This is a genomic window from Dyella caseinilytica, from assembly GCF_016865235.1.
Taxonomy (GTDB): domain Bacteria; phylum Pseudomonadota; class Gammaproteobacteria; order Xanthomonadales; family Rhodanobacteraceae; genus Dyella_B; species Dyella_B caseinilytica.
Genome location: NZ_CP064030.1, coordinates 3,005,168 through 3,017,592, shown reverse-complemented (window position 1 = coordinate 3,017,592; position 12,425 = coordinate 3,005,168). Strand labels below are relative to the sequence as shown.

The window sequence follows — 12,425 nt, the reverse complement described above, 5'->3', positions numbered from 1 at the left end:
CTTGAGCCTGGCGCGGAGGTTGTCCTCATGGAGCTGGACGCGCGCACGATCACGGGAGGCGGTGACGGCGACGTTATCCGCTTCCACGGTTATACGCAGGTCGGGCCTATCGTTTGGCAGGGCAAGACTTACACCCCGTGGCCGATCCAGGGTGACGGATTCGATATCGACCCGCAGTCACCGCCCACGCCATCGCTTAGCGTTGGCAACGTGGACGGATCGATCACCGCGCTATGCCTTGCGTACCAAGACCTTGCGGGCGCTGTCATCACGCGGCATGTCACGTTTGGTCAGTATTTGGACGGCCAGCCGGGCGCAGACCCTTCGCAGGAGTTCCCGCCAGACATTTGGTTTATTGAACGCAAGGCCAGCGAGTCGAGCGACTTTGTGCAATTTGAATTGTCTTCGCCGCTCGACTTCGGGCAGCAGCAATTGCCCGGCCGACAGATCATCGCAAACTCATGCACATGGCTTGCGCGCGGCGGATACCGAGGGCCTTACTGCGGATACAACGGGCCGCCTGTCGCGAAAGTTGACAACACGCCCACGGACGATCCTGCACAGGATGCGTGTAGCGGGATGGTGGTCGCATGCAAGCTTCGCTTTGGTGCAAACAACAAGCTGAATTTCGGGGGATTCCCCGCCGCACAATTGATGAATCAATGAGCCGCCTAAACGATGCAATAGACGCCCATGCCTTGCGGGAGTACCCACGGGAGGCATGCGGCCTGGTGGTGATCATCAAGGGTCGCCGTCGTTACTTCCCGTGCGTCAACGTCGCGGCCACGCCGGGCGATCAGTTCATGATTGATCCGGCCGAGTATGCCGAGATTGAGGACATTGGCGAGGTTGTCGCTGTGGTGCACTCGCATCCTGACGTGAACGCGCAGCCAAGCCCCGGCGACCTGGTGGCACTGGAAGCGTCCGGCCTGCCATGGATCATCGTTGCCGTGCATAAGCAAGCCGATGGTGCGCCCGTGATCGCGGGGCGTACAGAGACGCGCCCAAGCGGCTACAAAGCGCCGCTTGTTGGCAGGCAGTGGCAGCATGGCGTACTTGATTGCTGGGCGCTGGTGCGTGACTGGTACGCGCAGGAACGCGGCATCACATTGCCCAACCCACCGCGCGCAGATGAATGGTGGAATGATGGACACTCGAATCTTTACAGCCCCGACGCTCTCGCAAATGCTGGCCTTGTCAAGGTCGCCATGCAGGATATCCAGCCGGGGGACATCATCCTCATGCAGGTTCGGAGCCGCAACCTTGTGCCAAACCATGCCGGTGTCTATCTCGGGGACGGCCAAATGCTGCACCACATGCACGGCCGACTATCTACCCGCGACGTGTTCGGCGGTTACTGGCTCGAATGTGCAGTGTCACTGATGCGCTATAATGGGGTGGTCGAGAGTTAGAACAGTTTGACAATTCATTGATTCACCCAAGCCCCGCCATGTGCGGGGCTTTTTTATGCCCGGAGTAAACCCCATGGCACAGCTTCGCACCATTCGACTTTACGGCAAGCTAGGCGCTCGCTTTGGCCGCGTGCACCGCTTCGCGCTTGATGGCAATTCCATCAGCGAGGCGATGCAGGCGCTAAGCAGCCAGCTTGCCGGATTTCGTGCGTTCATGATGCAAGCGAAAGACAACGGCATCACGTTTGCCGTATTCGTCGGAAAGCGCAACATCAGTGAGCGCGAGATTGCGCACCCGTCCGGCTCCGATGACATTCGCATTGCGCCCGTACTCATCGGCGCGAAAAACGGCGGCATCTTTCAGACGATCTTGGGCATTGTCCTGATCGTCGCGGACACCTACCTATTTCACACCGGATACCTCACCAGCCTGGGCATGGGCATGGTTGCTGGTGGCGTGGTGCAGATGCTTTCTCCGCAGCCGCGTGGCGCCGACAAAGGCGACTCGCCGGACAACCAGCCCAGCTATGTATTCAACGGTGCCGTAAACACTCAGGCGCAGGGAAACCCCGTCCCGTATTTCTTTGGCCGTCTGCGCGTTGGCAGCGCAGTGGTGTCCGCTGGCGTTGATGCTCAGGAATACGCGTCGTTCGCATCCAACGTTCTGGCCGGAACGGTTGACGGAAGTCTAAAGGCTAATTTCTATGCTTAACCTGCAAGGCTTCAAGGGCAGTAGCGGCCAGCATACGCCGGTCGAGTCACCGGACAATCTCCGTTCAATCGCCACGTTCCGCATCGTTGACTTGATAGGAGAGGGTGAAATCGGTGGCCTGGTCAACGGCCTGCAATCGGTTTACCTGGCGGGGACGCCGCTGGCGAATCCTGATGGTTCGCTCAACTTTTCCAATGTGTCCGTAACGCAGCGTACCGGCACGCAAGATCAGGATTACATCCCCGGCTTTGCGTCAGTCGAAAATGCTATCTCGCTCGGCATTGAATTGAAGTCTGAAACGCCGTGGGTTCAGGCGATCAACAATCTGCAGCTTTCCGCTGTAAGCGTCACGATCAGCACCCCGGCACTGTCAAAGATCGACACTAGCACGGGCGATGTGAGCGGCTACAGTGTTGCCTTCCGTATTGAAGTTCAATCGGACGGCGGCGCGTATCAGCTTGCATATAACGGTGCGATCACCGGCAAGACCACGACCAAGTACCAGCGCAGCATCCGCGTTGACTTGCCACCCGCTCGGCTTGGCTGGTCGATTCGCGTTACGCGCACCACGGCTAACGCGAACAGCAGCAGCATTGCCGACACGACGACGATTGACAGCTACACGGAGATTGTAGACGGCAAGTTTGCATATCCGAACAGCGCTCTAATCGGCATCACTGGCGACGCCTCGCAGTTCAGCAGCATTCCCCCGCGCGCCTATGACATGTGGGGTCGCATCGTCCTGGTGCCAAGCAACTACGATCCGCAGCGCCGCACGTACAGCGGTGTATGGGATGGTACGTTCAAGCCAGCGTGGACGAATAATCCAGCATGGGCTTACTACGACCTGGTGACTAATCCGCGCTTTGGCCTCGGCCACCTCATCACGCAGGCGCAGGTTAACAAGTGGACGCTGTACCAGATCGCGCAGTATTGCGATCAGCTTGTGCCGGACGGGAAGGGCGGCCAGGAACCGCGCTTTACGCTCAATGTGTTCCTGCAAACGGCAAATGACGCATACAAGCTGCTGTCTGACCTGGCTAGTGTCTTTCGCGGCATTTCGTATTGGATGGGCGGCAGCATCACGGCATCGGCGGACATGCCGGGCGACCCGACATATGTCTACACCGCTGCAAACGTCATCAATGGCAAATTCACTTACTCGGCCAGTTCGCGTAAAACGAGATATACCACGGCGCTGGTTACGTGGAACGACCCCGCGAACGCCTACCAGCAAGCGCAAGAGTACGTGCAAGACGATGCCGGACTCGCGCGCTACGGCATCCAGCCAACACAGGTAAGCGCGTTCGGTTGCACGTCGCAGGGACAGGCGCAGCGAGCTGGCAAGTGGATCTTGCTCACTTCGCAGCTTGAGACCGACACGGTTACGTTTGACGTTGGCCTTGACGGCATGATTGCTTCACCTGGGCAGATTATCCGCATTGCCGACCCATTCCGCGCAGGGCTTCGCCAGGGCGGCCGTATCAGCCGCGCGACCATCAACGTTATCACCCTTGACCGACCGCCGGGCAAGGTTGCTCAAGGCGACACATTGACTTGTGTGATGCCTTCGGGCGTTAGTGAAACGCAGACGGTTGTCTCCGTGAGTGGTCGCGATATTACGGTGACGCCTTTCAGCGTTGCACCCAACGCCGAAAGTGTGTGGACGGTTGAGAGCGCATCACTCTCGGCGCAGACGTTCAAAGTTATTGGCGTCAAGTACAACAACACCGATACGGAGATTAGTTTCACCATCACGGCCTTGCAGCATAACGCCAGCAAGTTTGCGGCTATCGACAACGGAACACAGATTCAGATTCCGCCGATTTCGCAGCTACCAGCGAGCGTACAGCCTGCACCGTCTAACGTGCACCTGTCGAGCAACGTTGTCACCATGCAGGGCATCGCCACTAACGTGATGACGATCGCATGGGATGCAGCGCCTGGCGCGGTGCAATATCAGGTGGATTGGCGCAAGGATTCCGGCGAGTGGGTAAGCGCGGGCCGGGTAAGCGGGCAGTCAGTGGACGTGCAGGGCATCTACACGGGCAGCTATATCGCCCGCGTGTATGCGATCAACGTAAGCGGCGTCACGTCGCTGCCAGCACTGTCGCCGCTCACGGATGTGCTGGGCAAAACAGGCGCTCCGCCTTTGCTCACGTCGTTGACGGCAAAGCCGCTGGTGTTCGGCATCGCGCTCGCCTGGGGCTTCCCGCCTGGCGCAGACGACACGCAACGGACTGAAATTTGGTACAGCGCATCGCCGCAGTTGAGCACGGCGCAAAAGTTGGGCGATTTTGCATATCCGCAAGCCAGCTATCAAATGCTGGGCCTGGCGGCTGGCGTGTCGTTTTTCTTTTGGGGCCGTATGGTGGACCGCACCGGCAATATTGGTCCGTTCTATCCGACCGGCAACGGCGTCAATGGGCAGTCTTCCAGTGATGCCGGTGACATCCTCACTTACCTGGCCGGGCAGATTGGTCAAACTCAGCTTGCGCAAGACGTGCTTGCACCGATCCAGGCGCTTACCCCGCCTATGGCCGGTGACGCAGAGTTGTACGCAGGCGATGACACGCACTATGCCGGTGTTTGGTCGCAGATGTACGCACAGCAGGAAGGCGATGCGGCGCTTGCTGGGCAGATTGACACGGTGGCCGTGAAGATCGATGGCTTTGACGGGCTGGTACAGACGGAAGCGCAAGCACGTATTGACGGCGATACGGCACTGTCTACGCAGATCACGACTGTGCAGGCCACGGCAGGCGACGCGCAAGCACTGGCGCAGACAACAAGCACGGCGGTTGCCAGCTTGAACGGCAAGGTGTCCGCGTCATATCAGATCAAAGTGCAGATCGCCAGTAACGGCCAGTATTACGCGGCTGGCATGGCAATTGGCGTTGACAACAGCAGCGGAGTTGCGCAGTCGCAAATACTGTTTCAGGCCGACCGCTTCGCGTTGATCAACGTCAACAACAACGCCGTCACTTCGCCGTTTGTGATTCAGAACGGGCAGACGTTTATCAGCCAGGCGTATATTCAGGACGGCACAATCACTAACGCGAAGATTGGCGGAGTAATTCAATCAACCGCAGTTGACCCTACCGGCAACCCGGTATGGAGCATCGACAAGAACGGAAGCATGACGATGCGCGGTGGCGCTGGCGGCGCATACCGCACGGAGCGGGATGGAAACGGCGCGCGACTCTACGACGGAAACGGAACGTTGCGCATGCGCTGGGGGGCTTGGTAATGGGTCTGGGTTTGCAGATATGGGACGAATCGGGCACACAAGTGCTCGATTCGTCGTGGCGCATGGGGCGCGTGCTCGGTCAGTTGACGGGCATCACGTCCAATGGATCGCAAAACATCCCCGACCTTTCACAGGGCGCGCCATGGGGGCTTGCATATCAAACGTCGATACCAAGTTCCCCGGCAGTTGGTGCGTTCGTCACGTTCAACGGCACAACGATGTCGTGGGCATTCGACAGCGCAGCAGGATCGTCGCCATTCCCCACAACCATCGTTTATGGAGTCTACTAAATGCCAGTTGGCTTTCAGGTCTTTGGTGATAGCGGGGCGGTGCAGATCGATGACAACTACGCAAACCTTGCGTTAGTTGGCAAGGGAACGCTGTCGCCGGGCAATCCGGGCCAGGACGGCGGCAACATGATGCAGGTATCGACCGGCGCAGCCAACGCAATGATTTTCCTTCGCGCGTCGCAAATTGGTGTTGCAGTTGGAGCGGTTAGCGATAGCGGCGGCGTGCGCACGTTCACTATTTGGATGGCGAGTGGAGTTACGTCTGTAAACTACTGGGTTTTTGGCACGCCTCCCGCGCCGACATCGCGCTTTGGTTTGCAGATTTTCCGCAGCGATGGGCAATGTACGTTTGATAGTGCAAATAAATACATGCGCGTGATCGGCAACATTGACACGTCAAGCGCAACCATTGGCGGTACAGCCGGAAAGCAGTTCGGCTTGCCTGGTGTCGGTCCTGGCGGCTACGCCGTAGCGCTCAATTACAACGGCTTCATTATCGAGCGGCTTTCAATACAAGGCGGTCAAACGCTGTTCCGGGTGAATCAGCAATGGTGCTTTTCCATAAGCGGTAACGCGCTGACAGTTTGGAACCGCCCGAACGTTGCGGGCATCACATACCCGCCAGGCTCTACATCAACCACCACATACAAGGCACCGCAATCGGCAATCATCCTTGACGTAACGGGACTCTAAAATGGCACAACAAAAGATTGTCTTTGGTTCGCTCGCGGGCGGCCAGGACGGCGATACCGTGCGCGCCGCGTTCGACAAAGTGAATGCGAATGACACGGAGCTATATGCAGGAATGGCTGCTAACGCAACGGCAGCGAGTGCGGCGAGTGCGGCAGCGGCAGCGGCGCAAAGCACGGCAAACACCGGCGTAACGAATGCGGCGACAGCTCAAGCGCGAGCTGACAAGGGCGTATCTGACGCAGCATCGGCGCAGACCACAGCAAATGCCGCGAACACGCTCGCAGGAACCGCAAACACAACGGCCACTAGTGCCCTCTCAAAAGCAAACACGTCATTGCAGGCTGGCGTGACGAATAGCGTGACTGGTACGGTCATTACTTCCGGACAAATGCCAAGCATTTCGCAAATTAGCAGTGCAGGTAACGATCGCAAGGGTTCTATTCTATTCAGTAACGGCGGTAACAATGCGGCCTCTGCCGTGCTGTCGTTTATTCGAGAAAATAATTTTGGCGCACATTTCGGCATTGATAATGACAACACGCTAAGGGTTGGTGGTTGGTCATATGGAAACGTGTCTCATCAAATTTACTACGGCGGCAACACCCTTTTCCCGAGCAGCGATGGTGCGTATGACGTGGGCGCGGGAGGCAATCGATTCCGCAATATTTTTGCCACGAATGGCACAATTCAAACATCAGACGCGCGCGCAAAGGTCGATGTTTCAGAATGCCCGTTAGGGCTTGATTTTGTTATGTCGTTAAAGCCCTGCATCTACAAGATGGCGCTTGGATATAACAAGGTTGAGCAAGTTCTTGGCGGTGTGCAAGCAGACACCGTGCAGCAAGTCCAGGAAGATGGAACAACAAAGGACGTTGAAGTATCGCTGCCAATCTATCAGCAGGTGGTCACGCCGATGCCAGGGGTGCGCTACCACGCGGGGATGCTAGCGCAAGACGTGCGGGATTCGATTGCCGCGAGCACGGATAAAGACATTGCGATCCACATCCTTATTGACCCGGATGACCCGAACAGTCAGCAGGGCTTGCGTTACGAAGAAATGATAGCCCCGCTGGTGCTGGCGATTCAGCAGCAGCAGGCGCAGATTGTGGCGCTGGCCGCCCGCATTGCCGAACTGGTATCCGCCAACGATCCAAGTCACCAAGAGGCCGCCTAACGCTTATACTCATCCTGCCGGGAAGCCCAGGCGCCGCAGTGGTGCACCGCTGCATCAGGGATGACCGACGCCCGACCGCCGCCCTTCGGGGCGGCGTTTTTCTATGCCTGCGGCGACTGCGCGAGATATGCGCCCCACGCCTCCATAAGCTTGCGGCGCTTGTCCATCAGCTCGCCACGTCGATAAGCCGCCTCCGTCTTGTCAGCCACCGCGTGCGCGAGCGCAGCCTCGCTCACCTCGTTGGCGAAGTCGGTTTGTTCGGTAGCCCAATCCTTGAAGGTGCTGCGGAATCCATGCACGGTGATATGCGCGCAACCCATGCGCTCAAGTAGAGCATCCATAGCGCCATTCGATAGGTGCGACTTGAACTTGTGCCGGTCGCCGTGGAATAAGTAGTCACTTCCGCTGATGCGCGGCAGGGCGTCAACCAGGGCGACGGCAGCGCCGATTAGCGGGATGCGGTGTTCCTTCTTCATCTTCATGCGCTCGGCCGGGATGGTCCAAGTGTCATCCGCAATTTCTGAGCGCACCGCTTTGGTGACCATGTTTGTGCGCGAGGCGGTCATGATCAGGAATTCAAGCGCCCGCGCGGCTATGCCGGAATCGTCCCTAAGCTTTGCCATGAACGCTGGCATATCGGCGTAGGGAAGGGCGGCGAAGTGCTCGACCTTGCGGACGCGGCTAGGCTTCGGCAATAGCTTGTCCAAATGACCGCGCCAGCGTGCCGGGTTGCGTTTGTCCCAATGCCGCTGGGCGTACTGCGCATCTAGGACAGTCTCCACGCGCTGCCGAACGCGCGTTGCAGTCTCGGTCTTGCTCTCCCATATCGGTTTCAAGATTGCCAGCATGTCGGCAGTGTCCACCTGATCAACCGCCTTCGTTCCAATGAACGGATCTGCGTAGGTCGCCAGGGTGTTTGCCCACTGGTCGGCGTGCTTCGGATTCGTCCATGTTGACTTGTGCTGGTCGATATATTCGGCAGCGGCCTCGGCAAACGTCGGGATACGCGCCCGCTCAGCCTGAGCGGCGCGGCGTGCGTCGAGCGGGTCAGTTCCAGCAACCAGTGCCCGCCTTGCCTCGGTGGCCTCTGTGCGCGCCTCGGCAAGCCCTATGGTGTGCACCGGGCCTAGCCCCATGTCCCGCGTCTTACCGCCGCGCGTGTATCGGAATATCCACGACTTTGCTCCGCTGGCCGTGACCTGCAGATACAGACCGCCTCCGTCCGCGTGATAGCCTTGCTCAGTCACGGTTGCCACGCGTCGGGCCGAAAGCCTGTTTAATGCCCTTGCCATCTACCCATGTTCCTACCCATGTTTGAGACTGGGATTGTAGCGAATATGTGCGAACACTGGCGAACGCCCAACCCTTAGCAAACCGCGCCACATCAACGTTTTGCGGACAATGGCGAACAATGCGGAATGCTCCGCACGCGGACTCTCTCTCCGCCAGTTTGCACAAAGCCCTGTCTCTGCAGGGCTTTTTGCTTTCTGGAGAATGGTATGCCTAGTCTGGCTGAGTGAAACAAGGCCAATGCGACTCACTCGTCGCGCACAGGCATGCGGCCCACGTAATTCGCTCGTGGCCGTATCAGGCTGCCACTTTCCTGTTGCTCCAGTGCATGTGCAAGCCAACCGGTCATGCGCCCCGCTGCGAAGATCGTCATGGCAGCGTCGGCATCAAGGTCATAGGCGTACGCAATGGCCGCCAATGCAAAATCCAGATTAGGGCGCGTGCCGCACAACGCTTGCATCACGTCAGCCAATTTCTGGATGTGCGCAAGTCTTGCGGGGTGTGGCCGTGTTTCGCGCAACGCATTCATCAGCGTTGTCGCGCGCGGATCGCCTTCGGCGTAAAGCGGATGTCCAAGGCCGGGGATCGTGTCTCCGCGCTGCAGGCGTTCGCGTACTTTGTCTGCAGGATGCCCTTCGGAAAGCATGTCTTGGATGAAGGCGTAAGCGCGCGCCGTGGCGCCGCCATGATGAGGACCGGACAAGGTTGCCAGTCCCGCGCTTGCTGCGGCGTGCAGGCTCGCGCCGGTCGAGGCTGCGACACGCGTGGCAAACGCAGACGCGTTCAGTTCGTGATCAGCGCAAAGCACCAAGGCGCAACGCACCAGTTCCGGCAGGCCGGCATCTTCGATGTGCCAGCTTGCCGCGATTTGCTGATGGATCGGCAGCGCATCTGGATGGGTGGCGCAGAGCATCGCGACAGTTTCACGCAGCAGTTGAGCGGCGTAGTTGCGGCGATGTAGCGGACTGCTGCTATGGGGATGCTCAGCGTCGAGCGCCAGCAGCGGCAATGCGGCTGCCATGCGTGCCAACGGCGGTAGGGTGTGATGACAGAGCAGGGATGCGACCGATTCCGGCCACTGCCGCATGGGAGTGATGGCGAAGGGATCATGTTCGCCGCAATCCCAGAGCAGACGTGCGGTGTCTTCCAGCGTCGCGTCTGATTCGGCGAGCGCAATCGCCGATTGACCGCGGTAATAGTGACCGTGCGAGCGGATCAGTGAGATCCTCGTTTCGAGCACCGGCAAGCCCCAGGCTAGGCTGTGCGCTGCAGCTTGTGCGGCACCACGGCCTGCCTGACGGCGCTCGATCAGCCGCTCGATATCGCTGCCGCTGTATTCCCGGCTGCGTCCATCGGTGCCGGGACGTGAATCGACGTGGCCTCGGCTGACATAGGCGTAGAGCGTGGCCAGACTCACGCCGAGGCGTGATGCCGCTTCCTGGGCAGAAAGGTAGTCGGTTCGCATGGGCAATATATTGATCCTTTTAATCAAGATTGATCAATATATTTCCGCGTGACACAGTGGTGTCCCCGGATTTTCCTGGCTATCCCCGTGGCCACTTTCGAAACGGTATGCGACGCCTTTACCAGGCAGGCAACGTACTGCGATGAGCACGGTTCACCGTTCACCGCGCGTTTGTTGCGTGGATTGATCCAGGCGATGCGCGAAGGCGATCCGTCATTGCAAGCCGTTGCCACGTGGCAGGGCGATCCGATGAACGATGCGTTGCCTTTGCGTGTGGCGGGTGCCTTGCATGCGCTGGTGTTGGATGGAAGTGCGCCGGAACTGGCACGGCATTATCCCGGCGGCAACGGTGAAGCGACTGAGCTCGCGCTTCAACGCGCAGTGGTGGAAGCGTTGAGGTTGCATGCGCCTGTACTCACGCAATACCTCGCATCGCCACCGCAAACCAATGAAGTAGGGCGCTCAGCCGTATTGCTTGGTGGATTCATGACGATAGCCGCGCACACAGGTTTGCCGCTGCGCCTGTTCGAGCTTGGCGCCAGCGCTGGCCTCAACACGAACTGGGATCGTTATCACTACCGTCTTGGCGATAGCCTGGTGGGTGATGCATCCAGCACGCTGGTGTTGGCGCCGGTATGGCACGGCGAGTTGCCGCCTGCGACATCACTGAACGTCGCTGCTCGTGACGCATGCGACCGTTCGCCGATCGATATTTCCGATGAAGCACAACGCCAGCGACTGCGTGCCTATGTGTGGGCGGATCAATCCTCCCGCCTAAAGCAGCTGGATGCTGCGATAGGCGTTGCCGCACAGCACGCGGTGCGTGTCGAGCAGGCGGATGCGTCGGCATGGATTGAGCATGTGCTTGCTGCGCCATGGCCCGTTGGCGTCGCCACGGTGATCTACCACACCATTTTCTGGACCTATCTGCCGCCGGATGTTCAGGCGCGGATCGAATCGGCGATTCGTATGGCCGGACAGGCCGCCACGGCGGTAACGCCGCTGGCCTGGCTGCGCTTCGAGATGGCTGATTTTCGCAGTCATCCGCGCCTGCTTCTGAGCCTTTGGCCAGGACCGCAAGACCTGCATCTGGCGGACGCCCAGGCGCATGGCGCCGAGATTTTCTGGCATGCCGCCGCTGCAGACGAACTGCTGCGTACTGCGCCGCGGCATGGCCAGGCTGCCACATCACTTACAATTCGTCGTTTCGGAGACCCAAGATGACCCAGCTCAACTCTGCCGGAAGCCGCTTCCGTGCGGCGCTCACCGCCGAAAATCCGCTCCAAGTGATCGGTGCGATCACCGCCTACGCCGGCCTGATGGCCAAGCGTGTCGGCTATAAGGCGCTGTACCTCTCCGGGGGTGGCGTGGCGGCCAATTCGTTGGGTATGCCGGATCTGGGCATCAGCACCATGGAAGACGTGCTTACTGACGCACGCCGCATCGTGGATGCCACGCAGATGCCGTTGCTGGTCGATATCGATACCGGCTGGGGCGGCGCCTTCAATATCGCGCGTACGATTCGCTCGTTCATCAATATCGGCGTGGCGGCGGTGCATATCGAGGATCAGGTTGGCCAGAAGCGCTGCGGCCATCGCCCCGGCAAGGAAGTGGTGCCGAAGGAGGAGATGGTCGATCGCGTCAAGGCAGCGGTCGATGCGCGTACCGATGCCGGCTTCGTGATCATGGCGCGTACCGACGCTGCCGCGGTGGAAGGCATTGATGCCGCGATCGATCGTGCTTGCGCATACGTGGAGGCAGGCGCCGACATGATCTTCCCGGAAGCGATGAAGACGTTGGACGATTACCGCCGTTTCAGGGCCGCGGTGAAGGTGCCGATTCTGGCCAACCTCACCGAGTTCGGCTCCACGCCGTTCTTCACCACTGACGAACTGCGTAGCGCTAACGTGGATATCGCCTTGTACTGCTGCGGCGCCTATCGCGCCATGAACAAGGCGGCGCTGCACTTCTACGAAACCGTGCGCCGCGAAGGCACGCAGAAGAACATCATCGACACACTGCAGACGCGCGAAGAGCTGTACGACTTCCTGGGCTATCACGCCTATGAAGACAAGCTCGACGAACTTTTTTCCAGCAAAAAATAAACACGGCTTCGTTTCGGCTGTGGCACCCTGCGCA

General features: G+C 59.2%; 10 protein-coding genes. 8 read left to right on the top strand and 2 right to left on the bottom strand.

Going from position 1 to position 12,425, the window contains the following annotated elements; translation table 11 throughout:
- Positions 1 to 27 precede the first annotated feature (27 nt).
- The 6 genes from ISN74_RS12970 to ISN74_RS12945 all read left to right on the top strand — a co-directional run bounded on the left by ISN74_RS12970 (position 28) and on the right by ISN74_RS12945 (position 7,531).
- Positions 28 to 666 carry a phage minor tail protein L gene (locus tag ISN74_RS12970; protein WP_229679263.1) on the top strand — a complete coding sequence of 213 codons (639 nt, stop codon included), beginning with the start codon at positions 28 to 30 and terminating at the stop codon, positions 664 to 666.
- Positions 591 to 1,412 carry a C40 family peptidase gene (locus ISN74_RS12965; RefSeq protein ID WP_229679261.1) on the top strand — a complete coding sequence of 274 codons (822 nt, stop codon included), beginning with the start codon at positions 591 to 593 and terminating at the stop codon, positions 1,410 to 1,412. The genes ISN74_RS12970 and ISN74_RS12965 overlap by 76 nt, the downstream gene beginning before the upstream one ends.
- A 73-nt stretch (positions 1,413 to 1,485) precedes the next feature.
- Complete coding sequence (locus tag ISN74_RS12960; RefSeq protein WP_188799634.1) at positions 1,486 to 2,124, top strand: tail assembly protein; 639 nt, start codon at positions 1,486 to 1,488, stop codon at positions 2,122 to 2,124.
- On the top strand, positions 2,117 to 5,374 hold the full coding sequence (locus ISN74_RS12955) for a TipJ family phage tail tip protein (RefSeq protein WP_188799633.1): 3,258 nt from the start codon (positions 2,117 to 2,119) through the stop codon (positions 5,372 to 5,374). The genes ISN74_RS12960 and ISN74_RS12955 overlap by 8 nt, the downstream gene beginning before the upstream one ends.
- A 290-nt stretch (positions 5,375 to 5,664) precedes the next feature.
- A complete protein-coding gene (locus ISN74_RS12950) occupies positions 5,665 to 6,357 on the top strand; it encodes a hypothetical protein (protein ID WP_188799632.1) in 693 nt (230 codons plus the stop codon).
- A 1-nt stretch (position 6,358) separates the two neighbouring features.
- A complete protein-coding gene (locus tag ISN74_RS12945; RefSeq protein ID WP_188799631.1) occupies positions 6,359 to 7,531 on the top strand; it encodes a hypothetical protein in 1,173 nt (390 codons plus the stop codon).
- A 101-nt stretch (positions 7,532 to 7,632) separates the two neighbouring features.
- Here the strand turns inward: ISN74_RS12945 and ISN74_RS12940 are convergent, their stop codons facing one another.
- A complete protein-coding gene (locus tag ISN74_RS12940; protein ID WP_188799630.1) occupies positions 7,633 to 8,823 on the bottom strand; it encodes a tyrosine-type recombinase/integrase in 1,191 nt (396 codons plus the stop codon).
- Positions 8,824 to 9,068: 245 nt separating this feature from the next.
- On the bottom strand, positions 9,069 to 10,286 hold the full coding sequence (locus ISN74_RS12935; protein ID WP_188799629.1) for a citrate synthase family protein: 1,218 nt from the start codon (positions 10,284 to 10,286) through the stop codon (positions 9,069 to 9,071).
- Between the two features lie 87 nt (positions 10,287 to 10,373).
- Here ISN74_RS12935 and ISN74_RS12930 point away from each other — a divergent pair, with 87 nt between their 5' ends.
- Together ISN74_RS12930 and prpB are read left to right on the top strand one after the other, a co-directional pair.
- Positions 10,374 to 11,510: a DUF2332 domain-containing protein gene (locus tag ISN74_RS12930; RefSeq protein WP_188799628.1), complete on the top strand. Its 1,137-nt coding sequence runs from the start codon at positions 10,374 to 10,376 to the stop codon at positions 11,508 to 11,510.
- Positions 11,507 to 12,391: a methylisocitrate lyase gene (gene prpB / locus ISN74_RS12925; RefSeq protein WP_188799627.1), complete on the top strand. Its 885-nt coding sequence runs from the start codon at positions 11,507 to 11,509 to the stop codon at positions 12,389 to 12,391. The genes ISN74_RS12930 and prpB overlap by 4 nt, the downstream gene beginning before the upstream one ends.
- Positions 12,392 to 12,425: the final 34 nt, after the last annotated feature.